This is a genomic window from Micromonospora sp. NPDC023633, from assembly GCF_040640035.1.
In the GTDB taxonomy this organism is placed as follows: domain Bacteria; phylum Actinomycetota; class Actinomycetes; order Mycobacteriales; family Micromonosporaceae; genus Micromonospora.
Window position 1 is genome coordinate 1 of the sequence record NZ_JBFABB010000102.1, and the last position, 26141, is coordinate 26141.

Annotated in this window: 21 protein-coding genes and 2 pseudogenes; 13 read left to right on the forward strand and 10 right to left on the reverse strand. The window is 73.4% G+C overall.

Going from position 1 to position 26141, the window contains the following annotated elements; translation table 11 throughout:
- Positions 1–86: 86 nt before the first annotated feature.
- Positions 87–299 carry a DUF6403 family protein gene (locus AB0G13_RS26100; RefSeq protein WP_357879324.1) on the reverse strand — a complete coding sequence of 71 codons (213 nt, stop codon included), beginning with the start codon at positions 297–299 and terminating at the stop codon, positions 87–89.
- A gap of 156 nt (positions 300–455) precedes the next feature.
- Here AB0G13_RS26100 and AB0G13_RS26105 point away from each other — a divergent pair, with 156 nt between their 5' ends.
- Positions 456–1250, forward strand: a complete 795-nt coding sequence (locus AB0G13_RS26105) for a class I SAM-dependent methyltransferase (protein WP_357879327.1) — start codon at positions 456–458, stop codon at positions 1248–1250.
- Positions 1251–1374: 124 nt separating this feature from the next.
- Here AB0G13_RS26105 and AB0G13_RS26110 read toward each other — a convergent pair whose 3' ends face one another.
- Positions 1375–3492 carry a DUF4153 domain-containing protein gene (locus AB0G13_RS26110; protein WP_357879330.1) on the reverse strand — a complete coding sequence of 706 codons (2118 nt, stop codon included), beginning with the start codon at positions 3490–3492 and terminating at the stop codon, positions 1375–1377.
- 447 nt (positions 3493–3939) lie between these two features.
- Here AB0G13_RS26110 and AB0G13_RS26115 point away from each other — a divergent pair, with 447 nt between their 5' ends.
- The 6 genes from AB0G13_RS26115 (at position 3940) to AB0G13_RS26140 (ending at position 11235) form a co-directional block, all read left to right on the forward strand.
- Positions 3940–4350 (forward strand): hypothetical protein, encoded by a 411-nt coding sequence (locus AB0G13_RS26115; RefSeq protein ID WP_357879333.1) that lies wholly within the window; start codon positions 3940–3942, stop codon positions 4348–4350.
- A 118-nt stretch (positions 4351–4468) separates the two neighbouring features.
- Complete coding sequence (locus AB0G13_RS26120; RefSeq protein WP_357879336.1) at positions 4469–5554, forward strand: DUF559 domain-containing protein; 1086 nt, start codon at positions 4469–4471, stop codon at positions 5552–5554.
- Complete coding sequence (locus tag AB0G13_RS26125) at positions 5551–6246, forward strand: hypothetical protein (RefSeq protein ID WP_357879340.1); 696 nt, start codon at positions 5551–5553, stop codon at positions 6244–6246. The genes AB0G13_RS26120 and AB0G13_RS26125 overlap by 4 nt, the downstream gene beginning before the upstream one ends.
- The gene (locus AB0G13_RS26130; protein WP_357879343.1) at positions 6243–9476 is read left to right on the forward strand and encodes a DUF87 domain-containing protein; all 3234 of its coding nucleotides are present in this window, start codon (positions 6243–6245) and stop codon (positions 9474–9476) included. Before AB0G13_RS26125 ends, AB0G13_RS26130 begins: the two co-directional genes overlap by 4 nt.
- Before the next feature lie 452 nt (positions 9477–9928).
- Entirely contained in the window at positions 9929–10198 is a 270-nt protein-coding gene (locus AB0G13_RS26135) for a hypothetical protein (RefSeq protein ID WP_357879346.1), read from the forward strand.
- Entirely contained in the window at positions 10198–11235 is a 1038-nt protein-coding gene (locus AB0G13_RS26140; RefSeq protein WP_357879348.1) for a hypothetical protein, read from the forward strand. The genes AB0G13_RS26135 and AB0G13_RS26140 overlap by 1 nt, the downstream gene beginning before the upstream one ends.
- A gap of 45 nt (positions 11236–11280) precedes the next feature.
- On the opposite strand, the gene AB0G13_RS26145 is transcribed toward AB0G13_RS26140, so the two are convergent.
- Positions 11281–12450 (reverse strand): acyl-CoA dehydrogenase family protein, encoded by a 1170-nt coding sequence (locus AB0G13_RS26145; protein WP_357879351.1) that lies wholly within the window; start codon positions 12448–12450, stop codon positions 11281–11283.
- Positions 12451–12611: 161 nt separating this feature from the next.
- Here AB0G13_RS26145 and AB0G13_RS26150 point away from each other — a divergent pair, with 161 nt between their 5' ends.
- From AB0G13_RS26150 to AB0G13_RS26160, 3 genes are all read left to right on the forward strand, one after another.
- Complete coding sequence (locus tag AB0G13_RS26150; protein WP_357879354.1) at positions 12612–13541, forward strand: LLM class F420-dependent oxidoreductase; 930 nt, start codon at positions 12612–12614, stop codon at positions 13539–13541.
- A gap of 302 nt (positions 13542–13843) precedes the next feature.
- Positions 13844–14410 (forward strand): hypothetical protein, encoded by a 567-nt coding sequence (locus AB0G13_RS26155; protein WP_357879357.1) that lies wholly within the window; start codon positions 13844–13846, stop codon positions 14408–14410.
- A complete protein-coding gene (locus tag AB0G13_RS26160; RefSeq protein ID WP_357879359.1) occupies positions 14407–15666 on the forward strand; it encodes an FAD-binding protein in 1260 nt (419 codons plus the stop codon). Before AB0G13_RS26155 ends, AB0G13_RS26160 begins: the two co-directional genes overlap by 4 nt.
- On the opposite strand, the gene AB0G13_RS26165 is transcribed toward AB0G13_RS26160, so the two are convergent.
- Positions 15663–16811, reverse strand: a complete 1149-nt coding sequence (locus AB0G13_RS26165) for a site-2 protease family protein (RefSeq protein ID WP_357879362.1) — start codon at positions 16809–16811, stop codon at positions 15663–15665. The genes AB0G13_RS26160 and AB0G13_RS26165 overlap by 4 nt on opposite strands.
- Before the next feature lie 249 nt (positions 16812–17060).
- Between AB0G13_RS26165 and AB0G13_RS26170 the strand changes: the two genes are divergently transcribed.
- Together AB0G13_RS26170 and AB0G13_RS26175 are read left to right on the forward strand one after the other, a co-directional pair.
- On the forward strand, positions 17061–18188 hold the full coding sequence (locus tag AB0G13_RS26170; protein WP_357879365.1) for a DUF3103 family protein: 1128 nt from the start codon (positions 17061–17063) through the stop codon (positions 18186–18188).
- Positions 18189–18491: 303 nt separating this feature from the next.
- Positions 18492–20564, forward strand: coding sequence for a prolyl oligopeptidase family serine peptidase (locus tag AB0G13_RS26175; RefSeq protein ID WP_357879367.1), 2073 nt, complete (start codon positions 18492–18494; stop codon positions 20562–20564).
- Positions 20565–20625: 61 nt separating this feature from the next.
- On the opposite strand, the pseudogene AB0G13_RS26180 reads toward AB0G13_RS26175, so the two are convergent.
- From AB0G13_RS26180 to AB0G13_RS26190, 3 genes and pseudogenes are all read right to left on the reverse strand, one after another.
- Positions 20626–20808, reverse strand: a pseudogene (locus AB0G13_RS26180) (IS256 family transposase); the annotation flags it as partial.
- Entirely contained in the window at positions 20739–20978 is a 240-nt protein-coding gene (locus AB0G13_RS26185; RefSeq protein ID WP_357879370.1) for a hypothetical protein, read from the reverse strand. The gene AB0G13_RS26185 and the pseudogene AB0G13_RS26180, both read right to left, overlap by 70 nt.
- Before the next feature lie 81 nt (positions 20979–21059).
- Positions 21060–22040: a hypothetical protein gene (locus tag AB0G13_RS26190; protein WP_357879373.1), complete on the reverse strand. Its 981-nt coding sequence runs from the start codon at positions 22038–22040 to the stop codon at positions 21060–21062.
- Positions 22041–22293: 253 nt separating this feature from the next.
- Between AB0G13_RS26190 and AB0G13_RS26195 the strand changes: the two are divergent.
- Positions 22294–22479: pseudogene (locus AB0G13_RS26195) on the forward strand (DivIVA domain-containing protein); the annotation flags it as partial.
- 162 nt (positions 22480–22641) lie between these two features.
- Here the strand turns inward: AB0G13_RS26195 and AB0G13_RS26200 are convergent.
- From AB0G13_RS26200 to AB0G13_RS26210, 3 genes are all read right to left on the reverse strand, one after another.
- Positions 22642–23535, reverse strand: coding sequence for a L,D-transpeptidase family protein (locus AB0G13_RS26200; protein ID WP_357879376.1), 894 nt, complete (start codon positions 23533–23535; stop codon positions 22642–22644).
- A gap of 87 nt (positions 23536–23622) precedes the next feature.
- The gene (locus AB0G13_RS26205) at positions 23623–25071 is read right to left on the reverse strand and encodes an alpha-amylase family protein (RefSeq protein ID WP_357879379.1); all 1449 of its coding nucleotides are present in this window, start codon (positions 25069–25071) and stop codon (positions 23623–23625) included.
- A 232-nt stretch (positions 25072–25303) separates the two neighbouring features.
- The coding region (locus AB0G13_RS26210) for an aminoacyl--tRNA ligase-related protein (protein ID WP_357879382.1) at positions 25304–26141 on the reverse strand (838 nt) is incomplete at its 5' end.

The window sequence follows — 26141 nt, forward strand, 5'->3', positions numbered from 1 at the left end:
GCGCGACCGAAGTCACACCGCCCCCGCCGGTCAGGAGGCGGGCTCGACCAGCTCACCCAGGCCGGTGGCGACGAGTTCGTCGCGGATCACCGCGGGGCCAGCAGCCGATCGGCCGCCGGCACCCGGGACGCCGCCGCGTCCCGGCTGACGGCCGCGCTGTCGATGGCCGCGCGGGCGGCGGACCAGGCGGTCCGGTGCTCCAACCCCCGCGCCCGCCACCTGGGCAGCAGGGTCGTGGCGAAGCCCGCGCCCACCAGCAGGACGCCGCCGACCAACCAGATCAGGAGGGTGTGGGACATGCGCTCCAACCATCGGACGAGGGGTACGGGGGTTCTCGGCAGCTGTCGGGCGGGATCGGGGGTACGACCGAGTCTGGCTGATCGAGTCGAACCGCCGCGAACCGGCCCTGGCCCGCCGCCCTGCCCGTCACGCCGCGTGCGTCGTATGGTCTCCGCATGGCGCACCCGGTCTGGGCGGACGGCAAGGCCTACGAGGCGTACGTGGGCCGGTGGAGCCGCCCCGTCGCGAGGGAGTTCCTGCACTGGCTGGCCGTGCCGCCGGGCCGGCGCTGGCTGGACGTGGGCTGCGGCACGGGCGCGCTCACGTCGACCGTGCTGGCGCTGGCCGACCCGGCGTACGTCGCGGGCGTCGACCGTTCGCCGGGCTTCGTGGCGTACGCCCGCGCGGCGGTCGGCGACGCGCGGGCGGGCTTCCAGGTCGGCGACGCCCGGGCGCTGCCGCTGCCCGACCGCTGCGTCGACGTCGTCGTCAGCGGCCTGGCGGTCAACTTCGTGCCCGAGCCGGCGCGCGCCGTCGCCGAGTTCGCCCGGGTCACCCGGCCGGGTGGGGTGGCCGCCGCCTACGTCTGGGACTACGCCGGGGGCATGGCGCTGCTGCGGCACTTCTGGGACGCCGCCGCCCTGCTCGACCCGGCCGTGGCCGAACGGGACGAGGGCCGCCGGTTCGCGGTGTGCGACCCGGAGTCCCTGCACGGGCTGTGGACCGACGCGGGCCTGACGGCGGTGGCGGTCCGGCCCGTCGACGTGCCCACGGTGTTCGCGGACTTCGACGACTACTGGACCCCGTTCCTGGGCGGACAGGGTCCCGCCCCGACGTACGTCGCGTCCCTGACCGCGCCGGATCGGGCCCGCCTGCGCGACCTGCTGTCGGCCCGGATGCCCGTGGCGCCGGACGGGTCGGTCCGGCTCACCGCCCGGGCCTGGGCGGTCCGGGGGACGGCGCCGGCCTGAGCATCGGCCGGGTTCGTGCTGCTCGTCGCCAGGATGCCGTTGGCCTGGCTGCTCCGGACCACGCCGGCCGACCACCTCGGCTGAGCACCCGCCGTCCCCGGTCGACCCGGGGACGGCGGGCCCGTCACCGGCGGCGCTTCGGCAGGTCGAACTGGTCGGCGGCCCGGCAGTCGCGCGGGCCGCCGATGGCGCCCGGCCCGACCCGGTCGAGCGCCGCGCGCGCCCGGACGCGGCCGAGGTTCCAGGCGTACCACGGGTCCGGCTCTTCGAGGTCGTCCGCGATCCAGCTCAGCGTGCAGCGGCGCACCGGGTCGGGCAGGCCGGTCAGGGCCGGCGTCGCGTCCGCCGAGAGCGCCCGCAGGTACCAGGCGTCGATCTTGCCCGTCTGCTCGTACCGGGCGATGTTGCGGCGGGCGGCGTAGTCCTCCGGGTTGAGCACGGCCAGGCCCAGCAGCATCACCACGGCGAGCGCCACCGTCGTGCCGGGGATCCAGGCCCCGCGCCAGCGGAGCCCGGCCACCAGGATCATCAGGAACACGGTGCCGAGCAGCAGCTCGAACGCCATCACGAAGAGCCGCTCGCCGGTGAAGCTGTAGACCTTCTGGTACGTGTACATCCTCGACAGCGCCGACACCACGATGACGAAGCTGAGCACGCTGAGCAGGCCCAGCAGGACCCGCAGCAGGTGGCGCTCGACGGCCCGGTCCCGTCGCGCCCAGCGGGCCACCCCGCCGAGCACCGCCAGCGTCAGCATGGTGACGACGACGAGCTGCCAGAACCCGCTGCGCGCGTACTCGGCGTAGCTGAGACCGGCGGTGCGCAGCACGTGTCGCTGCCCGCCGAACAGGACGGTGAACTGCACCGCCACGAAGCCGCCGAACAGCAGCGTGAGCGCGCTGATGACCGGCGCCCACTCCACGACGCCGAAGCGGCGCGTGCCGGGCCGGTCCACGGTCGACAGGTCGGGTGGCGCGGCCAACGTGTAGACGGCGGCGACGGCGCAGAGCCCGCCCACGGCGGCGAGGAAGACCCAGCGGAACACCGTGCCGACGTTGACCTCGGGAATCACCTCGCCGAGCACCACGGAGAAGGCGCCGTCGGCCGAGGACAGGAGCGCGCCGAAGACGATCAGCGCGGCCAGGGTGGCCGCGGCCGACCCGACGACGCGACGGGCCAGACCCGGGTTCGCGGGGGCGTGCAGGTGACCGCGCACCCACGGCAGCCCTCGCAACGCCGCGAACGGGGCCGCCACCAGGCTGAACAGGATCGATCGGATGAGCCGGCCGCCCACGATCGCGAGGGTCGCGCAGCCGAGCGCGCCGAGCACGCAGAACGTCACCAGCCACCAGGCGTTGCGGAAGGCCAGGACCGCCAGCAGCGCCAGCGCCGCCGCCGCCCAGCCGGCGCGGATCCGCCGCTCGGCGCGCGGCAGTTCCGCGCCCGTCCGCCGGACCGCGAGGACCACCGCGACGGTCAGGGCGAGCCAGCCGAGGAACCAGCCGATGCCGGTGCGGGTGAGCGGTACGAAGAACGCCAGCCCCAGCGCTCCGGCGAGGACCGCGGCCGGTACGGCCCGGTCCCGGGCGGGCTTCGGCCCCGGCCAGCGCGTGTCGAGGAACGACGGCGGGGGCGGGGTCGGCTGGTAGCCGCGGTACGGCATCGGCGCGCCGCTCGGCACCCCGATCCGGTAGGGCGCCGGGTGTGGGGCGGCGGCCGGTGGCGGTGCGGTAGTGGTGGCCGGCGCGGTGGTCGGGTGCGACGGCGCGCTCGGCGCCGGGCCTGCGGCCTCCGGTGCCGACTCGACCGCAGGCGGCGAGCCCTTCGTGTCGGCGGTGGCTGTCGTGGCCTCTGCATCCCCGCCGTCCACCTGCCTCGGCACGGCCGGGCGGCTGTCGGGGCCCGTGGGCGCCGGCGTCGGGCCGGCGACCGTCGGGCGGGTGTCCGGGTCTGTCGGCGTCGGGGCGGCGACCGTCGGGTGGGTGTCCGTCACGGCTGGTGTCGGCGCGGTGGCCGGCACCAGCGGGATGAACACGGCGTATCCGCGCGTGCCCGCCGGGATGCTGACCGGGATCGCCCAGGCGGGCGCGCCCTCCGTGCCGGGCCACACCATGGCGGGCGGAGCCCCGTCGACGGGTGGCATGGCGAGCAGGTACGGCGTCGCGGTCCCGGGGTTCTCACCGTCGGGGTTCGCGGACGTGCCGACGGGCTCCGGGGATCCCGGCACCGGTGGCGGCTGGGTCACGGGACCCTCCTCGATCGAATGGTCCGCACACTGTACGGCCGATCCCGGTGCCTTCGCCGCCCGGTGAACGCCGGGCGATCCGTCTCGATCACCGCGCCCGTCGGCCAGGGTGGATCTTCGTGGTGAGACCAACCCGCGATTGGCCGATGGCCTGGGCTGCCTGCGGCTCCTCCCGGCTCAGCCCTCTCTACGGGCCCGGCGGCATGCTGATGGGAGCGCCGGCGGCCTGGTCTGCGGCCGCCGCCGCGCCCACGGCTCCGACCGCCGCGAACGTGCGGTCGCGAACGCGGCAGCGAAGCGGGCAGCCTCGAAAGAGCTGCGACGACGGCCGGGCGGCCGTGAGGCAGCCCGTGACACAGTTGGTTCGAATACTCGCCCAGCTTGCGGGCGTGATGGACGAGGTGGGCTGACCGAGAGGCGCCACCGTTTGGCGGGAGGAATCAGACGGTGACCGCAGACGACGCCGGACGGGCGGCTCGTGACGAGGCCGCCCGAGCCGAGTACCAACGGCTTCGGGAGCGTGGGGAGGCGTGGCGTCTGATGCGCACCGTCGATGGGGAACTGGCCCTTTACCGGCCGGAGGAGGTCGGCTTCGTCGGGGGCGGACCAGGCGTCATGGTGCGTACCGTGGGCGGGCTGCGAGTCCTCGCCGTCGTGTTCACCGCGTTCACCGTGGTCTTGGTGCTGGCGTTGCCCATCTCGTGGGCGCAAGGCCGGCCCTTCTGGGGAGCCGTCCCGCTGGCGCTGGTGTCCGCTGCGTTCACCTGGTACGCCGTGGCCATCATCCGCAAGGAGAAGCGGGCGGTCGAGTTGCGGCGCCAGCGCGGCGTTCCGGCCCCGGCCCGCTACCCGTACTGAGGCGGTCGAGGCATCCACCCCCGGTCAGCCCGGACACGGCCTGCTCATTCGCCGAGGCGTCGGCAGCCGGCCCGGACGGGGCGGCACCCCCGATCGGTCCTCGGTAACGTGCTCGGCCATGGCCAGTGGCGCACCTTCCGGCAACTGGTGGGCGGCCCTGCCGCCCCGGCAGGTCAGCCACCTGCCCGACATCGATGCCGAGCTGCTCCACGTGGGCCTCGATCCGGTACCGGTCGCCGCCCCGGTCGTCGTCCGGTACCACGTACCGGATCACAGCGGCTTCACCGACCTGCTTGCCGCCGTCCTCGACGAGTTGGATCACGCGGCGCTCCAGATGTTCCCCCGCTGGTTGCCCGGTGCCGAACGGCTCGACGGTGCTGGCGCGCTGGGTGCCGCCGCTGTCCGGTCCCTGGCTTCGCGGGCCGCCGCCCGCTCCGCGCACTTCGGCCCGTTCCTGGCCGACCTCGCCGAGCGCGCGCTCGACGGGAAGGATCGACGACGTCGACCGCGCTTCCCGGCAGAGGTACGGGCTGCCGGCCTGGCCCGTGTCATCGCTGACGCGTACGAGCGCGACGGGTGCGTCCTGCTGGTCGGTCTGACCGACGAGCTGACGACGGACGGGGAACGCGCGCTGGTCGCCGCCGCCGAGTGGTTGGTGCGGCACGGCCGCTTCGCCGTGTGGCTGGCGGGGCGAGGACTTCGTACGGTCGACCGGATCCGGTCGGTTCCGGTTTCGCTGCCGTCGAGCCTGACCGAGTTGGCGGTGCAGGTGGGTCGGGTTCCCGACACCGTCCGGGAGCCTCCGCCGACGCTGACGTTTCCGCCGCTGTCCGGGGTGCCGCGCGGCGACAGCGTTGCCGAGCAGGCCCTGGAGCTGGCACTGGGGCCGCACGAGTGGGCCCGGGGCAGGCGGTGGAACCACACGTACGACTGGCACCCGCTCGGCGAGATTTACCGCCTGGATCTCTTCTGGCCGGTCGAGGGACTTGCCGTCGAGGTGGACGGCCCGGAACATCGGGAACGAATCCGTTTCGCCAACGACCGGCGACGCGACGTGCGACTGCAACTGCTCGGGCTGGACGTGCTCCGGTTCACCAACGAGCAGGTGCTGTCCGACGTCCAGGCCGTGGTCGGCATGATCCGTCAACTGCTGGACCGTCGTCGCCGGAGCGGCGCGCACCCCCACATGGAAGAGGCACCATGACGAGCACGGCGGACCTTCCCGACCTGACGCCCAACCAGATCAACGCGCTTGTGGTGCTGATGGTCGAGGCCCGCAACCTGACCAACAACGAGCTGAAGGAGTTGGCCGGGTTCAGCCTGACCGGCAAGGACAACGCCAAGCTCGTCGAGCTCGGCCTGGTCGAGACCGATCGGTCGCACCGGCCCTTCTCGCACGAGCTGACCGACGAGGGGTGGCGGGTGGTGCGGCAGCTGCACGCCGGTGCCCTGCCCGCGCGCAGCGGCTCGGCCACCCGTTCGCTGTTCACCCTGCTGGCCGGCCTGCACCGCTCGCTGAGCCGGTTGGGGCTCAGCCACGCCGACTTCTTCACGCAGCCACCGGCCATCCCGGGCCCGGCGGCCGGCTCGACGCCTCCCGCTCTCCTGCCGGCGCCGGTGGCCGCAGAGCCTGGCGCCCTGGAGGCCCTGATCCGCGCGGCCTACCGCGAGCTGGCCCGGGAGCCGGGAGCCTGGGTGGGGCTCGCCGACCTGCGCGAGCGCCTCGGTGGGCAGGACCGCGCGACCGTCGACGCGACGTTGCGTGCCATGGTCCGCCAGGACGGCGTCCGGATCATCCCGGTCGCCAACACCAAGTCGTTGACCGCGCGGGACCGGGCGGCGGCGGTGCGCATCGGGGACGAGGAGAACCACACCCTGGCGATCGGCCCGGCATGATCGGCGAGGACGCACGCGCCGCACTCGAGGCGGTCAGTCTCAACCCGGCGGTCACCCCCGACGACGTGTGGCGGCCCAGCCCGCACGATGTGCCGGAGCTGCACGAGAAGGTGGTGGCGGAGATCCTGCGCGGCGTCGGCAAGGCCCGCACCGACGACACCACCGTGCCCCTCGGGGTGGCCATGCAGGGGCGGGCCGGCGCCGGAAAGACCCACCTGCTCGGGGCGGTGCGGGACCGGATCCAACGCGAAGGCGGCTACTTCTTCCTGGTCGACATGGTCAGCGGTAAGACGTTCTGGGAGAGCGTGGCGCTGGCACTCGTCGAGGGGATGGGCCGGGACGCGTTCGGCTGGGGCACCCAGCTGCGTACGTTCCTGCGGCGGCTCACCGCCCAGCTCGGCATTCCGGCGGACGTACGCGACGCGGTCGCCGGCACGAAGCCGGTCACCCGGGAGCAGCTGGACACCTTCGTGCGGGCCCTGCGCACGCGCCATCGCGAGATCGGCCGGGACTGTCAGGACACCGCCCGGGCACTCGTCCTGCACGGTGCGTTGGACTTTGAGGCACAGGACGTCGGCTACGCCCACCTGATCTCCGAGCCGGGTGACCCGGCCGGCCGCACGGCGTGGGGGCTGACCCCGGTGATCCGTACCCCGCAGCAGATCGTCCAGGACGTCTCCCGGCTGATGGCGTTGACGCTCGACCCCACCGTGATAGCCGTCGACCAGCTCGACACGCTGTTCGCCCAGACCAGCACCGCCATGTTCGACCAGTACGCCGGACTGGAGGACGCCCAGGCGAAGGTCGTCGGGCCCATCGCCGACGGACTGTTGAAGCTGCGCGACGTCACCCGCCGGACGCTGATCGTGGTCTCGTGTCTGCCGGACACCTGGGAGCTGTTGACCAGGAGCGCCCCCACTCCGGTCGGCGACCGGTTCCGGCAGGCGACCCTTCCCGACCGGATCCCCACCCCCGAGATCGGTCGGGCCATCGTGGCCAAACGCTTCACCGCCGCGTTCGCCGGGCCGCGCTTCGCGCCGCCGTATCCGACCTGGCCGATCAGCCCCGACGCGTTCGCCGACGCCCCGGCGCTGACGCCCCGGGCGTTGCTTCGCCGGGTGGACCGGCACATCGCCTGGTGCCGGGACCGGGACGAGGTGATCGAACTCGGCCGCCTCATCGAGGTCGGTGACCACGTCGTGGACGCGGCCGAGCGGCCAGGCACGGTCGCCACAGCCGACCGGAGGCCACGCCCCGACACGGACACCGGCGACGACGTGTCCCTGCGGCGGCTCGACGACCGGTTCGCCGAGCTGGTGGCGGGGGCTGACGTGAGGGCCGCGCTCGATCTACGTACCGAGGACGAGCAGATGCCGCCGCTCCTCGCGGCCGGCCTGGCGGCCTGGATCGCCGAGCAGGCCCCCACCGGCGCCAGCTACAAGTACGACCCGCCGCCGGGCCGCAAACCTGCGCTGCACGGACGACTGATCGAGGTGCTGGACGAAGCCACCGAGAACGAGGCGCACTGGTGTTTCCGCGGGCTCTCCCATCCGAACGCGATCGCGGCTACCGCCAGGGTGAAGGCGGCCTGCACCATGGCGGGACTCGACCGCGCGCTGCCGCAGCGACGGCTGGTGCTGCTGCGCAACGGCCCGTGGCCGACCGGGAAACGTACGGCCGAGGTGTTGGCGGCCTTCGACGCGGCCGGCGGCGTCCGCCGCGGCGTGGAGGAGGCGGACCTGCGGGTGTTCGCCGCACTTCGTGAGCTGAGCGGCGAACCGGCCTCGGTGCTGCAGGAGTGGCTGGTCGCGCGCCGGCCGGCCAGCTCCACCCAGCTGTTCGCAGTGCTCCTGGGCGGCTCCGCCGGAGCGACCCGCCCGGACGTCGGGCCGACCGCCGGGGCAGGCAGCCAGGACGACGCACGGGCCGACACCCGGACGCTCGCGGCAGACGGAACCTCGATCCTGTTGGGGCGAACCACCGACGGGGCGCGGCCTTTCACAGTGGATCTGGAGTCGCTACGCCGCCACACGGTGATCTTCGCCGGCTCCGGCTCCGGTAAGACCGTGCTGATCCGGCGGCTCGTCGAGGAGTGCGCGCGACAGGGCGTGTCCGCGATCGTGCTCGACCCCAACAACGACCTCGCCCGCCTGGGCGATCCCTGGCCAGAGCCGCCCGCAGGCTGGGTCCCAGGGGACGCCGAGCGGGCCCGCGACCACCTCGACCACACCGAGGTGGTGATCTGGACGCCCCGGGTCAACGCCGGTCGACCGCTGAGCTTCCAGCCCTTGCCGGACTTCACCCCCGTGCGTGACTCGTCCGACGAGTTCGACCAGGCGATCCGTTCGGCGGTGGAGGCGCTCGCCCCGCGCGCCGGGGTGGACCGGCCGACGAGGGTGGCCCAGCAGGGCAAGGCCGTGCTGACCGAGGCCCTCCAGGCGTACGCGAGAAGCGGAATGGTCGGCCTGCCCGGCTTCACCGAGTTCCTCGCCGAGCTGCCCGACGGGGTGAGCCGGCTGAACCGGGCGGACAAGCTGGCCGAGGACTTGGCCGAGACCCTGAAGGCTGCCATGGTCACCGATCCGTTGTTCGGTGGCGTCGGCTCCCCGGCCGACCCGGGCCTGCTGCTCACCCCCTCGCCGGGGCGTCGGGCCCGCATCTCTGTGATCAGCTTTGTCGGGCTCACGTCGGACCAGGAACGGCAGGGTTTCGTCAACCAGTTGCAGATGGCCCTGTTCGCCTGGATCAAGCGGCACCCGGCGGGCGATCGGCCGCTGGGCGGGCTCTTCGTGATGGACGAGGCGCAGACCCTCGCCCCGTCGACCGGGCAGACGGCCTGCACGGCCAGCTCGATCGCTCTGGCCTCGCAGGCCCGCAAGTACGGGCTCGGGCTGGTCTTCGCCACCCAGGCGCCGAAAGGGCTGCACAACCAGATCTCCGGTAACGCCACCACGCAGTTCTTCGGGCTGCTCAACGCACCCGCGCAGATCGACGCGGCCCGTCAATTGGCGGAGGCCAAGGGCGGCCGGCTGCCCGACATCGGCCTCATGCAGAGCGGCCAGTTCTACGTGGCCGGGGAGGGCTTCGCGTTCGTCAAGGTGGACACGCCGATGTGCCTGTCCCACCATCCGAAGGCGCCGCTCAGCCCGGAGGAGGTCGTCGCCAGGGCAGCTTCGGCACAGTTCCGGCCGGAGCGCAGTCACCTGCCGGACACGCCGGCCGTCCGATGACGGACAGGACGCGGAACGCCTTCGCGGCGCACTGTTGTAGCAGGTCAGAGGCGTGAGGATGGCGGGCCGCAACCCATTCCTAGGGCCCGGCGGGGACAGCATCGTCTCCGCCGACACCGCCATCACCGAGCCCGACCCCGCGACGGCCCCGGCGTAGCGCACCGCCGGCCGCCCACGCACCGCGAGGTCGCACTCCGGCAGTCACCGTCCCGGGTGCCCGGGCGGAAGCCGCCTCACCGACACCGACACCGACGTCCCCATCCCGGCAGCCACCGGAGCCGCGCGGCAACCCCGAGACGAGCGCGGCCGGCGAGCCGTACCCATGACCCGTCCCGGGCCCACGCCGTCGCGTGCCCGGCGACCCGGTCGTCGCCCGACCCATCCTCCCCAGCCGGATCCGGCCGTGGTCACGAGCCGGTCGGTCCGGACACCGAGCACGAGAGGAGCCGGCAATGGCCGCTCCCACCGCCACCGCCTCCCTGAACGCCTCCACCTACTCACCCGGCGACCAGATGATCCTGACCGTCACCTACGGCGACGCCGACACCAAGCCGGTGACCGTCACGATCGTGGTGACCGACGCGCAGGGCAACAGCAGCGCGCCGGTCAGGGTCACCGCCGTCATCGACCCGCTCACCCTCACCGTCACCGACGACTCCGGCCGCACCTGGACCAAGGCGTCGGACAACGGCTCGGTGGCCGTCTACCGGGCGGTGGCGTGATGCCCCGGGTCACCGTCACGGTGCGCGACAACGGCGGGCGCACCGCCACCGCCACCGCCGACTACACGATCGCGCCGCCGGTGCTGGGCGGCTACTACCTCTCCGGCGGCGCCGACCCCACGGCCGACATGGCCGGTGGGAACTTCCGCTCGCTGACCCAGTACCGCAGCTTCGCCGACGGCTACACCTTCCCCGGCTACCAACGGCCGTGGCTGATCACCCTCGGCAGGGCCGGGGTGCAGATGAACATGGTGCTGGAGCTGAAGCACTACGGCGCGCCCAACGCCGGGCCGCAGACCTTCACCGTGGACGGCGTCACCCACACCGTCCCGGCGCCCGCGATGACCATCCAGCAGCGCCCGGGCACGACCTGGCCCCGGGCGTACGGCTACAGCCAGGTCCTGGCCGGGCACTGCGACGGGCTGTTCGCCCGCGCCCTGTCCCAGTACCGGACCCTGGGCTTCGGGGTGAACATCCAGCTCGCCTCCGAGCTGGACACCGACCACGAGTTCGGCACCACCGAGTCCGGCGTCAGCTACCCGTGGGCGCAGTCGGACGCCCGCGCGGTGCAGGCGTTGACGTACATCGTGAACTGGTTCAAGGCCCGCCAGCTGCCCGCCGGCACGACGTTCTCGGTCGGGGTGGGCGGCTTCGACCGGGCCTGCTTCCAGCGCACCCACCCGGAGGCGCTGATGGCCAAGCTCGACTTCCTCCAGTGGAACGCCTACGCCACCAGCCCCACCCACACGGCGCTGGCCCGGTTCCGCCGGACGAAGGACTGGGCGGTGGCCGACCTCGGCCCCGTCGCCCTCTCCCGGCCGGTGATCATCGCCGAGTGGGGCGTACGGGTGGCGGAGGTGCCGGACCAGGCGGCCTGGATCGCCACCGTGCCGGCCGCCATCGCCCAGCTCAACGCCGAGCGGGGCCCCCGGATCGCGCGGACCAACTACTTCAACTCCGGCTGGGGCACCCTGTCGCCGAAGTCGACGGGGTTGGCCGCGCTGAGGGCGGCGTACGCCACCCGGCCGTACGTCTAGGAGACGCGGCCGGCGTCGGGCCCCGACCCGACGCCGGCCGGGGCGTCAGTAGGCCAGCTCCACCGGGCGGCCGAGCACCCGCGCGCCGTTGTTGGCCAGCCAGCCCTCGGCCGCCGCCGCGTGCTGGCTGAACGTGTGGATGTCGCGGAACCGACGCTGGAGCGGGGACGAGTCCCGGGCCGCCCCGCCGCCGGCCGCCCGGTAGCAGGTGTCGACCGCGGCGGCGGCCCGCTCCGTCACCCAGGGCAGCGCGGCGGAGACCCGCGGGTGCAGCGCGGGGATCGCCGCCGGGTCGGTGGCGCAGGCCGCCCAGAGGTCGTCGGCCAGGTCCCGCAGCAGCGCCCGGGCCGCCCGTACGTCCAGGTCGGCGCGGCCGAGCTGGAGGCGGAAGGCCGGCGAGTCGGCGAGCGACTGCCGGGCGTAGAGCCGCTGCCGGCCGCCCTCGAGCAGCGCGACCATGTCGTCCAGCGCGCCCTGCGCGATGCCGACCGCCACCGCGCCGAGGTGCAGGACGAAGTGGACCAGCGGCGCCACGAAGCCCGGCCCCGGTACGCAGGGCACGCCGGTGAACAGGTCGAAGCTCTCCTCCGCGGGGCAGAAGGCGTCCGCCACCTCGACGTCGTGGCTGCCGGTGCCGCGCAGGCCGAGCACGTGCCAGGTGTCGTGCACGGTGACCCGGGAGGCCGGGAAGAGCATGGAGCGCACCGCCGGCGGTGCGCCCGCCGACCCGGGCAGCGGCTCGCCGCCCTCGGTCAGCACGCAGTTGCCGAAGATCCAGTCGGCGTGCCGGGAGCCGCTGGCGAACGCCCACCGCCCGGTGACCTGGAAGCCGCCGTCGACCGGCTCGGCGCGCCCCTGCGGGGCGAACCCGCCCCCGACCACCACGTCCGGCCCGTCGGCGTAGGCCTTGTCGAACCGGTCGCGGAAGAGCATCGCCAGCAGGTGCGGCGTCTCGGCGCCGATCATCACCGTCCACCCGGTCGAGCCGTCGGCCCGGGCCAGCGCCTCCAGCACGCGCAGCCCGGTGCGCAGGTCCGCCTCGTACCCGCCGTGGCTGCGGGGGACGAACATCCGGAAGCAGCCGGCCGCCCGCAGCGAGTCGAGCAGGTCGGCGGGGAGCCCCCGGGCCGCCTCGATCTCCCCGGCCCGGCGGGACACCTCCGGGAGCAGCGCGTCCACCGCCCCGATCAGCCGGTCCCGGTGCTGGTCCTCCATGGGTTCCTCCTCGCGTCGTCGCTCGGCCTCCACTCTGGACCGCCCGGCGAGGCGGGGCCAGGGACGCCGCTATCGGATGCCCGCCACTTCGCGCGGCGGGCACCCGCCCGGGGAAGGGCCGGAACGGCGCGCCGGCCCGGCCGGCTCCCTATGCTCGGAGCATGGAACTGCGGATCTTCACCGAACCCCAGCAGGGCGCGACGTACGACGACCTGCTCGCCGTGGCCCGCTGCGCGGAGGAGGCCGGCTACGGCGCCTTCTTCCGCTCCGACCACTACCTGAAGATGGGCGCGGTGAGCGGCGACCCCGGCCCGACGGACGCGTGGACCACCCTCGCCGGCCTGGCCCGGGACACCCGGCGGATCCGGCTGGGCACGCTGATGACCGCCGCCACCTTCCGGCTGCCCGGCCCGCTGGCCATCACCGTCGCGCAGGTCGACCAGATGAGCGGCGGCCGGGTCGAGCTGGGTATCGGCGCCGGCTGGTACGCCGAGGAGCACGCCGCGTACGGGATCCCCTTCCCGCCGCTGGGGGAGCGCTTCGACCGGCTGGAGGAGCAGCTCGCCGTCGTCACGGGGCTCTGGGCGACGCCGCCCGGCGGGACCTTCGACTTCGCCGGGAAGTACTACCCGGTCAGCGACTCGCCGGCGCTGCCGAAGCCGGTGCAGGACCCGCGCCCGCCGATCCTGCTCGGCGGCAAGGGCCCGAAGCGCACGCCCCGCCTGGCCGCCCGGTACGCCGACGAGTTCAACATGCCGTTCGTCTCGGTCGAGGACACCGCCGCCCAGTTCGCGCGGGTCCGCGCCGCCTGCGCGGAGACCGGCCGGGACCCGGGCGAGCTGCGCTGGTCCAACGCCCTGGTGCTCTGCTGCGGGCGGGACGACGCCGAGGTGGCCCGGCGGGCCGCCGCAATCGGCCGGGATCCGGACGAGCTGCGCGAGAACGGCCTCGCGGGCACGCCCGCCGAGGTGGTCGACAAGATCGGCCGGTACGCCGAGATCGGTAGCGAGCGGCTCTACCTCCAGGTGCTCGACCTGGCCGATCTCGACCACCTGGAGCTGGTCGCGGCCGAGGTGAAGCCCCAGCTCTGAGCCGGCGGGCCGGAGCGGGCGTCAGGTGCGGCGCCCACCCGGGGCGCCGGCCCCGGGTGGGGCACCGGGCGCGGCGCGGGCGGGGGCGCCGGCGTCGGCCGGGGGCCGGGCGAGGTGCCCGCCGGGTACGCCCCGCCCGACAGCGCTGGTCCGGTGCCGGGCGGGTCGGTCTCCTGGCCCGAGGGGAACACGTCGCCCCGTGGGGCGGGATCGCGGTAGCTGCTCATCGGCGTAGGGTTCCCCGACGACGGCGGGGTAACCGTGCCCGATCGACCGGTTTCCGCCCCGCCGGTGGTCGTCGGATGATGCCTCCCGACGACCACGGTGTCGAACGGGGGTACGACGTGGAACTGCACCGCAACCGGGGGGCGTTGGTGCTGCCCCTGGCCTGCGTGGTCGGCGGCGGGGTGCTGCTGGCGCTGCCGGGGGAGCACACGCTGCTGCGCCGGCTGGTCGCCCTCGGCGCCGTGCTGCTGGGCGGGGGCGTGCTGGTCGGCCTCCTGCGCCCGTTCCGGTTCGTCATCGACGTCGACGGCCTGACCGTCCGCCGCCCCGGGCTGCGCCGCACGATCGCGTGGGCGCAGGTCGCGGCGCTGGCGCTGGCCCGGCCACCGGCCCGGGAGGGACTGTCGTCGACGCCGCGCCTGCTGCTCGTGCCCGCGCCGGGCGCGCTGGCCGACCTGCCGACCGACGCGCGCCACCCGGTCGACGGCCGGGCCGCGGTGGAGCTGCTGGACCTGGCGCGGGTCCGGGAGAAGCCCGCCGAGGTGGCGGCGGCGCTGACCCGGCACGCCGGGGACCGCTTCGTCGACGCGCTCGGCGGCGCCCCGGCCGACGAGCGGTCCGCCGACCGCCACCGCACCCCGTGAGCGCCGCCGGGGCCGGGCCACGGCGCAACTGGGCGGGCAACGTCCGCTACGCCGCCCGCCGCCACCACCGCCCCTCCTCCCTGGACGAGCTGCGCCGGCTGGTGGCGGGCAGCGACCGCCTCCGGGTGGTGGGCACCGGACACTCGTTCAACCGCCTCGGCGACACCACCGGCGACCTGGTCTCGCTGGCCGGGCTGCCCGCGACCGTCGCGCTCGACCCGGACCTCGCGACCGTCACCGTGCCGGCCGCCATGCGGTACGGGGACCTCGCGGCCTGGCTGCACGCGCGCGGGTACGCCCTGGCCAACCTCGCCTCGCTGCCGCACATCTCGGTCGCCGGGGCGGTCGCCACCGGCACCCACGGGTCGGGGGAGACGATCGGCAACCTGGCCAGCGCGGTCGCCGGGCTGGAGCTGGTCACGGCCGGCGGCGACCTGCTGACCGTGGACCGGGCGGCCGACGGGGACACCTTCGCCGGCATGGTCGTGGCGCTGGGCGCGCTGGGCGTCGTCACCCGGGTCACCCTGGACGTGGTGCCGACCTTCGAGATCCGTCAGCACGTCCGCCTCGGCCTGTCCCGCGCGGCGCTGGACGCGGCTTTCGCCTCGGCGTACAGCGTCAGCGTCTTCACCGACTGGCGGTCGCCGCGGCTGCGGGAGGTGTGGGTCAAGCAGCTCGCGGAGGCGGCCCCGCTCCCGGCGGACTGGCTCGGCACCACGGCGGCCGACGCGCCGCGGCACCCCGTGTCGGGCATGCCCGCGCGCAACTGCACCCCGCAGCTCGGCGAACCGGGCCCCTGGCACGAACGGCTGCCGCACTTCCGGCTCGGGTTCACCCCCAGCAGCGGGGAGGAGTTGCAGTCGGAGTACCACGTGCCGCGCGGCTCGGCGGCGGCGGCGCTGGCCGCGCTGGACCCGGTGGCGCACCTGATCGCGCCGGTGCTCCAGGTCTGCGAGCTGCGGGCGGTGGCCGCCGACGGGCTGTGGCTCAGCCCGAACCACGAGCGGGACAGCCTCGCCATCCACTTCACCTGGACCGCGGACGCGGCGGCGGTGCTGCCGGTGGTGGCGGCCGTGGAGGAGCGGCTCGCGCCGTTCGCACCGCGCCCGCACTGGGGGAAGGTCTTCGGCCTCGCCCCGGCGGTCCTCGCCGCGGCCTGGCCCCGGTACGCCGACTTCCTCGACCTGGCGCGCCGGCTCGACCCGGCCGGCACGTTCCGCACCGACCTGCTCGACCACTACCTTCCGCGCGACTAGCGGCCGGGCCGGCTGTCGGCCAGCTGCTCGCGGAGGCTGCCGCGCTGCACCGCCCGGCTGATGTCGCTCGGCGAGACGATCCCGACGAGCCGGCCGTCGGTCACCACCAGCGCCCGCCCGTCGGCGCACTCGCTGAGCCGGGGGAGCAGCTCGTTCAGCGGCTCCTCCGGCCGGGCGAGCACCAGCTCGTCGGCGCGGCAGGCCACCTCGGCCAGCGTGGTGGCGGCCCGGCGGTCCGCCGGGATGCCGCGCACCCGGTCGAGGGTGACCAGGCCGACGGGCCGGTCGTCCTCGGTCAGCGGCAGCGCCGTGTGCCGGTACGCGAAGAGGTAGTGGTCGACGAAGTCGCCCACCGTCATCTGCCCCGACGCGGTCTGCGGCTGCGGCGTCATCACGTCGGCCACCCGGACGCCCCGCAGCGCGCTGCCCATCCGGGCCTGCCGCTCCTCCATGCCGGCGGCGCCGATCAGGAACCAGCCGATCAGGGCGAGCCACAGCCCGCCGAAGCCGACGCCGGCCAGGAACTGCCACAGCCCCAGGCCGATCAGCACCGCGCCGAGCACCCAGCCGGCCCGGGCGGCGACGACCGACGCCTTCGTCCGGTCGCCGGTGGCCTTCCAGACCGCCGCGCGCAGCAGCCGCCCGCCGTCGAGCGGGGCGGCCGGCAGGGCGTTGAAGACCGCCAGCAGCACGTTGATGCCGGCCAGCCATGCCAGCGAGCCGATCAGCAGCCCCTCCACCCCGGCCACGGCGAGCACCACCGCGATCGCGCCGAAGAAGAGCCCGATCAGCAGGCTCACCAGCGGGCCGACGCCGGCGATGCGCAGCTCCGCTCCCGGGTCGCGCGCCTCGCCGCGCAGCTCGGCCACCCCGCCGAAGAGCCAGAGGGTGATCCCGCCGACCTCCAGCCCGTTGCGCTTGGCGACGATCGCGTGCGAGACCTCGTGGGCGAGCAGGCCGAGGAAGAAGACCACCGCCGCCGCGAGCCCCGCCAGGACGTACGCGGCGACGGGCCGGTCCGGGTAGGCCCGGGGGAACTGGTTGGCCGCCAGCCCCCAGGCGATCAGCACGAAGATGACCAGGACGCTCCAGTTGACCCCGACCGGTACGCCCGCAATCCGGCCGAGCCGGAAACTCGCCCTCATGTTCGGGTACTACCCGCGACAGTCGCGCCCATGCCAACGTGGCTCACCGGGCATGTCGTTCGACGCCACACCAAGCCCCGCTCGGCGAGTGCTCGCGGGGGCCCGGACGGCGGTGAGCGCGGGCTCGCGGTAGCGCCGCCGTCACGCGACATTGACGGCTTACCGATGGACGTATACCTATGTAGCTATCGTCGTCAATCTCTTGGTCGCCGCCACGAGCCGATGGCCGGGAGACGCAGAGGAGTCCATGTGAACCGACGTACCTTCCGCCGCGCCGTCCTGTCGCTCGGCCTCGCGACCACCACCCTGGTCGCGGCGGTCGCCACCCCGGCGTACGCCCGGCCCGACCACCACGCCCCGACCCCGGCGGTCGCCAGCCCGGTGTTCGCCATCACTGACGGCGTGGCCCGTCAGGTGGCCCTCACCGGTCGGTCCGAGCTGACCCGGTTGGGCGTCTCCGCCGCGAGTGGCCCGGTCGACCTGCTCGCCGCCGGCGTCGACGCCCGGCTCGCCGGCCAACTCCGCGCTGCCAACCAGCGGCTGCTGCTCGCCAAGGGCCTGCCGGTCGGCACCGGTTCGCTGTTGCGGTTGCGGCTGGCCCACCCGGACATGCGCGCGGCGCTGGCCCGCGGCGAGGCGCCGCTGGTGGCGGCCACCCCACCCGACGACTCGGCGGTGAGCGTGACCGCGTACGACCGCTCCGGTGCCACGGTGGTGCTGGACGCCGCGCGGGTGCCGCAGCGGCCGGTGCTCGTGGTCGACGTCGATACGGAGCGGGCGCTCACCGCGGGGCTGGCGTTGATGCGGGCCGAGTTGGGCGTGCGGGGCATCGGCCGGGCGGCTCCGGCGCGTCCGGCGACCCGCGCCTCCGGGGTGACCGCCTCGGCCGGTTACTGGGCCACGAAGGTGAACACCATCCGGCTGAGCGACGACGAGGAGCCCTGGATCAAGGGCGACGCCGAGATCTACAACCTCGTGGCCGGGTTCGGGCTGGACGGGAAGGTCAAGGTCGACCTGGTGCAGATGCCGTACCTGGACCACGACGGGACCACGTACCACCCGAACCAGCTTCTGGTGCACTTCTCGTCGTACAAGTACAACCTGGCCGACGTGGTGATGATGGAGGACGACGGGGACACCAACTACTCGGCGCTGGTCAAGGCGATCGCCGGCGCGTTGCTGGTGATCGTGGACGGTGGCGCGTACACCCCGCTGGTCAACGCGATCCTCGACGCCATCCCCACCTCCTGGTACACCGACGACCCGGACTTCGTGGACGCCTGGTACACCCTGAGCACCGCCAGCAGCGGCCGCAAGGACGGCGCGGGCGCCAACGGCTGGATGGACGTCGCCCCGTACTGGGTCGAGCAGTTCTGACCGGACCGCCCGTGACGGGCGGCGGAAGCCCTGTGCGGGTGCGCCGATCGGGACACCCGCACAGGGGCCGCCGGCCGGGCGACGGGCGCCCCGGTCTGGCCCGTCGCCGCAAGGCCGGCCGCGTCGACGACGAAGCCGGAGGCGACCCCTGGTGGCCTCGGGGCCCGGTGCGCCGCCGCGGGCCGGCCGTCCCGGACCGGCCGGGAGCCGTCATGTCGCCGCCTCCTGGAGCGTGCGATCCGAATGCCGACACTGGGACCCGGAGGCGCGCCTCCCTTCGGGCATAGTGGCGGGGTGGCGAGGGTGAGCGTGGAAAGCGACGACCCGTACCTCTGGCTGGAGGACCTCGATGGCGCGGACGCCGCCCGGTGGGTGCGCGACCGCAACGCGGAGACCGCCGCCGCGTTCACCGGGGGCGAGGCGTTCGCCGGCCTGCGGAGCGAGATCCGGCGGGTGCTCGACGCCGATGACCGGATCGCCCTGCCGCGACGGCGCGGGGAGCACCTCTACGAATTCTGGACCGACGCGGCGCATCCGCGTGGGCTCTGGCGCCGGACGACGATCGAGGAGTACCGCCGGCCGGAGCCGGAGTGGGACGTGCTGCTCGACCTGGACGCGCTGGCCGCGGCGGAGGGCGAGAACTGGGTCTGGGGCGGGGCGACCGTGCTGCGCCCCGGTCACGGGCGCTGCCTGGTCAGCCTGTCCCGGGGTGGCGGCGACGCGGCCGTCGTGCGCGAGTTCGACCTCGGCCGCCGCGTCTTCGTCGAGGACGGCTTCACGCTGCCCGAGGCGAAGAGCGACGTCGGCTGGATCGACGCCGACCACATCTACGTCGCCACCGACTTCGGGCCCGGCTCGCTGACCACCTCCGGGTATCCCCGCGTGGTCAGGCGGTGGCGGCGGGGCACGCCGCTGTCGGAGGCGGAGGTCGTCCAGGAGGGGCACGCCGACGACGTCGCCGCGTGGGCCTCGCACGACCCGACGCCCGGCTTCGAGCGCGACTTCGTGGGCCGCCGGCTGGACTTCTACCGCTCGGAGCGACACCTGCTGACGGGGACGGGCGAGCGGATCCGGATCGCCGTGCCGGAGGACGCCGAGTGGGACGTGCACCGCGAATGGCTCCTGGTCCGGCTGCGGTCGCCGTGGCCGGTCGGCGGGGTGACCCATCCGGCGGGCGCTCTGCTGGTGACCCGGTTCGACGCGTTCCTCGCCGGCGAGCGGGAGATGACGGTGCTCTTCCGGCCCGACGACCGCACGTCGCTGAGCGGGCACTTCTGGACCCGCAACCACCTGATCCTGGCCACCCTCGTCGACGTGCGGAGCCGGCTCGAGGTCCTGACGCCCGACGGGGAGGGCTGGCGGCGGGAGCCGCTCCCGGGGGTGCCGGAGTTCGACCACAGCCGTGTCGTGGACACCGATCCGGACGACGGCGACTCCTACCTGCTCGTCTCGGAGGGGTTCCTCCAGCCGGCGACGCTGCGGCTCGGACAGGTCGGCGGCGCGGTCGAGACGCTCAAACGGGCGCCGGCGTCCTTCGACGCGGACGGCCTGGCGGTACGCCAGTTCTTCGCCACCTCGGCCGACGGCACGCGGGTGCCGTACTTCGTGGTGGGGGACCCGGACGCGCCCGGCGGGCCGACGCTGCTCACCGGCTACGGCGGCTACGAGGTCTCCCTGACCCCGTACCACAGCGGGATCATCGGCCGGGGCTGGCTGGCCCGGGGCGGCACCTACGTGGTGGCGAACATCCGGGGCGGCGGGGAGTACGGCCCCCGGTGGCACCGCGCCGCGCTGCGGGAGAACCGGCCCCGGGCGTACGAGGACTTCGCGGCGGTGGCGGCCGACCTCGTGACGCGCGGCATCACCACGCCGGAGCGGCTCGGCATCTTCGGCGGCAGCAACGGCGGCCTGCTGACGGGGGTGATGCTGACCCGTTACCCGTCGCTGTTCGGGGCGGTCGTCGCGCACGTGCCGGTGCTGGACATGCGGCGCTACCACCGGCTGCTGGCCGGTGCCTCCTGGATGGCCGAGTACGGCGACCCGGACGTGGCGGCCGACTGGGAGTTCCTGCGCCGGTACTCGCCGTACCACAACGTCGGCGGCGGTTCGGCGTACCCGCCGGTCCTGTTGGTCACCTCGACCCGCGACGACCGGGTGCACCCCGGGCACGCCCGCAAGATGGCGGCCCGGCTGCGCGAGCACGGCCACGAGGTCGCCTACCACGAGAACGTCGAGGGCGGGCACGGCGCGGCGGCGAACAACGAGCAGCGCGCCTTCGTCTGGGCGCTGACGCTGGAGTTCCTGTGGCGCACGCTCGGGCTGGCGCGCCCGTCCCTGCCGCGCCAGCTTGCGCCGGTCGACGTCGAAGCGGGCTAGTGGCAACGCCGTTCAGTTAGGGGAGTGTCAAGTTAACGGCTGATCTTGGTTGTTGAGGTGGTCAGTGGTCGGCCGGGGTGAGCCGGCCCTCGAAGGCGATCTGGAAGGCGTTCAAGGGTACTTTCCACCGCATGGTCCAGCGCCGTCGGCCGGTGCCGGTGGGGTCGAGGCTCATCAACGCCATGTAGACGCACATGAGCGCGGCCTGTTCGTTGGGAAAGTGTCCGCGGGCGCGGACGGCCTTGCCGACTCCAGAACCCGCTTCGTGAGCTGCTGCAGCAGCCCACCCTCGCCGGTCAGCTTTAGCCCGTCACCACGAGCCCGATCGACCAGCATCGCGATCAACTGCTCATCCGTGACCGCGCTCACCGATCCTGCGGCCGGCTCCTGCCCCGAGGTGATCTCGGTCGTCATCTGGCGTCTCTCCCTTGATCGGTCGATCAGCCGTTATTTGTACAGTCTGCTAGTGGCGGTCAGGGTGGCGTTCTGCTCGCTTCAGCCGTGAGCCGGTTCTGCCTGCTGATCTCTCGGGCCTGGGCTGGCCGCGCCATGAATTGCTTCGCGTAGCGGATGTAGGAATGGCGCCTGTTGCCACTGGCCCGGTCCGTACCGGGCAAAGGCGAACATGACGGCATGGCACCAGATGGACGGGCCGGAAAGCCGCAACGGTTCCACACTGGCGAAGGACAGGATGCAGCTGAGCCCATCGATGGAATATTCCAGAACCGCATCATGGTCGAACAGCAGCCAACGGCCGTCCAGGCAACACCACGTCGTAGTTGACGTCACGATGACCCGGACGTAAGCGAACTCACGCCATTGTGGCTGCGCCAGGCTGGCTGCGCGGGATCGAGCGATGCTGCCACCGATGAGGTTGCCGACGACCGCACCGGTGACGACGGCCGGTGAACCGTAGACGAAGGTTCCGCCTCGCTCGATGCTTACCGTGGTGCCGTACAAGCGGGAGTAGGTGAACGGCGCGTCCAGGTAGACGGCACCCGGCCCGATGAATCCGGGCGCGATCACGGTGGGCGGTGGCTCGCCTCTCGCGAGCCGCCGGTAAAGATGTATCGCCTCGATCCAGCCCTGATGCTGGGCGGCCACGGACGGGGGTGGTCGGTATTCGGGTGGCCGGAGAGCAGGCAGAAGACGGCCCAGCCCGTAGGCGAGGGCGTAGGAAAGCATCGCCCATGGCCCGGTGAGGACCACCACGACGACGCACACCCAACGGCCGTGCGCGAAGCGGTGTCGCGCCCGTCCGTCAGTGATTCCGAGGACCAAGCCCACGATGACGGTTGCCCCGATGACCGTGATGAAGCCGAGCGAGAAGGCTCCTGCCCACATCATGGCCGAGTAACACGGTCCCGTAACGCCGTTGAGGTTGTCGGCCGATGCCGCTCCGTGCTTTGCGACGCACCTTTCGTACTGCCCGTCCAGTCGGACGGCGAGCAGTCCCAAGAACTGCAGCGCAGGCATACCAGCCGCGGTGACGATCCAGTGCCGCCCGCCACTGCGCCGGGGCTGCGACCGGTGCTCGGCGCTGCCGTGAGATGGTCCATTCATCCGACTGCCCCTCAAATGGCCTCTAATTGCTCGATGCTGGCCATGCCGTCCTTCCCGGACTGAGGGTGGGCGCGAAAGGCGCGTTCACGTTTCGGTGAGAGGGCGAACACTATCCGACAAGGACGGTTCTCGCAGCCCTCGCTACCGCTCGTGCAATTGATCAGGGATGTCCGCGCAGACTCCGACCCGTTACCGCTCGGCGGCGGCCTACCATCCGCTGCGGCGCGAGCGGTGGTTCGGGTCGACGCGGCTGGGCAGACGCGGGCTCGATCCGCATGAGGTGGGGGAGTTCCCTGACCGTATCGCCGGCGACCTGGCGGTCGTCTACGAGGCGCGTGCTGCCGCAGACCGACCCGGCGGGCACGACCGTGTCGGCTGAAGATGATCAAAACGTACGCCACTGGGTGTTCTGCGGTCGGCGCATGCCCGACGGCCGGCGGTGCCTGCTCTGGCCCGACCATGACGGCGACCATTCACGGCGACCGTCGTGGCGGTGAGGGCGGTGCCGATGTGCTCAGGCCGTCGGGGGCGGGGCGGGCAGTTCGTCGACCACCACCACCTCGGTGCCGGGGCGGAGCTCGGCCAGCAGCTCCCGCTGCCCGCTCTTCGTGAGCCGGATGCAGCCGTTGGTGGTGTTCCGGCCCAGCTCGCCGTCGTGGTACCAGCTGTGCACGCCGATGTGCGCGCCGCGCAGGCCCGCCGGCACCGAGTCCGGGTCGTCGGGCACCGAGCCGAGGGCGAAGATGTCGACGCCCCCGTACACGCTCTCCGGCGGCGGGGTCCGGCCGAGGACGAAGGTCCGGCCCAGCGGGGTCTCCTGGCCGCGCTGGCCGAGGCTGACCTCCCAGCTGCGGGTGGCCCGGCCGGCCCGGTACCAGGTGAGCCGGTGCGGCTTGCGTTCCACCACGAGCTGGTCGCGCAGCGCCAAGGTGGTGTAGCCGCCGGGCGGCAGCCAGGCGAGCGTGCGGTTGGCCGACGGGAGCAGCACCGCCACCCAGCCGGCCCGCCGCTGGGCGATCGGCATGGTCAGCTCGACGCCGCTGATGGTGGGGTCGAGGAAGGCCAGCGGCCGGCCGCCGGGGGCGGTGTAGGCGGCGATCCGGCGGGTCGGGTGCAGGCCCTCGGTCAGCGGCCTGGTGTCCAGGGTGTCCGGATCGGCGGGGAAGCCGGTGGGTGCCGGGTCGTAGTCGACCACCGGCAGGTGGTCCGGCGCGGGCGCGGCGGCGGGCACCCGCTCGGGTGTCGGGGCCGCGCTGGTCGGCGCGGGCGCTCCGACGACCGGCGGCGCGGTGGGCGCGGTCCGGGGGGTGAGCGCCCAGCCCGTCGCCCCGGTGGCCAGCAGGAGCAGGGGTACGCCGACGGCAGCCAGCACGCGGACGGGCCGCCGGTTCATTCGGTCAAAACGCACAAACAAACTGTAACGGGTGGAGAACGGCGAAACCCCGCCCCTGGCCGGAATGTCGGCCGGGGGCGGGGTCCGCGACAGCGGGGGTCGTCAGCTCAGCCGGGCGCCCGCGTGGATGGCGATCGCGTCGTGGGCGGGCACGTTCGCGGCGAACCAGCCGTTGCCGTCCACGGTGATCACCGGCCCGCTGCACGTGCCGTTGCTGAAGGTGCCGTGGATGACGTCGCAGTAGCGGCCGGCCGGCAGGCCGGTCTGGTACGACCGGCCGGTGACCGCGTGGTCCTCGTCGTTGATCGTGACGTAGCCCTTGCCGGCCCGGCCGAAGGCGATGTGGTTGTTGCCGTTGTCGTACCAGTTGACGACGCCGGCACCCTCGGTGGCGTTGCGGAAGCCGACCATGTTGGCGACGACCGGCCAGCGGTGCTCGCACTCCCAGCCGGAGTAGCAGGTGGCGTCCAGGGTCTTGCCGGAGCCGTCCGAGGGCGGGCCCTGGTCGCGCTGGCTGAACGTGTAGCTCGACATGACGGTCGGGGAGCCGTACGGCCAGGCGAGCATGAACGCGTTGGCCAGCGCGTAGATGCCCCGGTCGCGGTACGTCAGCACCCCGCCGACGTCGCGCTGGGTGTCGTGGTTGTCCACGAAGACGGCCGCGGAGGCGCTGGGCAGGTGCCCCCAGCCCTCGCCGAAGTTGCGCAGGTAGGCGAGCCGCTCGGAGCGGAAGACCCGGGCCAGGTCCTTGCCGTAGCGGAACTCGTGCACGTCGCCGTTGCCGGTGTACTCGCCCGGCTGGATCGGCTCGCCGGCGCCGTGGATCACCTCCTGCACGATGTACGCCGAGCGGGACAGCTTGCCCTTGATGGCGGCGATGTCGGCGGCCGGCATGTGCTTGCTGGCGTCCATCCGGAAGCCGTCGACGCCGAGCGAGAGCAGGTCGTTGAGGTAGCCGGCGATCCTCGTCCGGACGTAGTCCGACTCGGTCTTCAGGTCGGCGAGGTTGACCAGCTCGCAGTTCTGCACCTCCCACCGGTCGTTGTAGTTGGCGATGTCGTCGCCGCCGTTGCGGCCGCAGTGGTGGAAGTCCTGCGTCTGGTAGATCCCCGGGTAGTCGTAGTGCCCGTACGTCGAGCCGGCCCAGCCGGTGCCGCCGTTGTCCTGCCCGGACATGTGGTTGACGACCGCGTCGACGACCACCTTCACCCCGGCCGCGTGGCAGGTGTCGACCATGGACTTGAACTGGGCGCGGGTCCCCTTGCGGGACTCGATCCGGTAGCTGACCGGCTGGTACGCCAGCCACCACTGCGAGCCCCGGACGTGCTCCTGGGGCGGCGAGACCTGCACCCAGCCGTAGCCCTTGGGGCCGAGGGTGGTGCGGCACTCGGTGGCCACCGAGGACCAGTTCCACTCGAAGAGGTTGGCGATGACCTTCCTGGTGCCCGCGGGGGCCGCGGCGGCCGGGGGCGCCGTCGTGACGGTGGGGGCGATCAGGGCGGCGATCGCGCCGAGGGCGACGATCGCCGACAACCGTCGACGTCTCTGCATGGGAGGACTCCTGACGGGGGCGGGGACGGGGCGGTGGCGAGGCCGGGGGAGCCCCGGCGGTGCCGGGATCTTGCAGTGCGGCTTGAAAATTTCCGAAAGGTTACAAGCGCATTGCAAGCGCTGTCAATGCATGGGCATGTGTGGATGCGTCGACCTGCCCGGGAACGGGCGAAACGTCACGCGCCCGTGTCGAAGAACTCGACACGGGCGCGCGGGGAAGGGACCGGGACGGTCAGCGGGGGGTCAGGCGGTCGGTGCCCAGGCGGGCCTGGAGCACCTCGGGGACCAGCACCGAGCCGTCGGGCTGCTGGAACTGCTCCAGGATGGCCGGGAAGAGGCGGCTGGTGGCCAGCGCCGACCCGTTGAGGGTGTGCACGAAGCGGGTCTGCTTGCCGCCCGGCTCGCGGTAGCGGATGGCCGCCCGGCGCGCCTGGTAGTCGCCGGCCCAGGAGACCGACGACACCTCCTTGTACTTGCCGGTGCTCGGCATCCACACCTCGATGTCGAGGGTCTTCTTCATCGACGCGCTGGCGTCGCCGGCCGAGAGCAGGGTGCGCTGGTAGTGCAGGCCCAGCTTCTCGACCAGGCTCTCCGCGTGCAGGAGCATCTCCTCCAGCGCGGCGTCGGCCTGATCCGGCAGGCAGAACTGGAAGATCTCCACCTTGTTGAACTGGTGGCCCCGCACGGTGCCCCGCTCGTCGGAGTGCGAGCCGGCCGCCTCGCGCCGGTAGCAGGGGGTGTACGCGAACGCCTTCAGCGGCAGCTTCGCGGTCTCCAGGATCTCGTCCTGGTACGCCCCGAGGATCGCCGTCTCCGAGGTGGGCAGCAGGAACTGGCCGCGTGGGGCGGACTCCCGGTCCAGGTGGTAGACGTCGTCGTAGAACTTCGGGAACTGCCCGGCGGCGAACCCGGCGGTGTCCAGCAGCAGGTGCGGCGGGAGCAGGAACTCGTAGCCGGCGCTGATGTGCTCGTCGACGAAGAAGTTCAGCAGCGCCCACTCCAACCGGGCGCCCATGCCGGTGTACATCCAGAAGCCGGAGCCGCCGAGCTTGACCCCGCGCTCGTGGTCG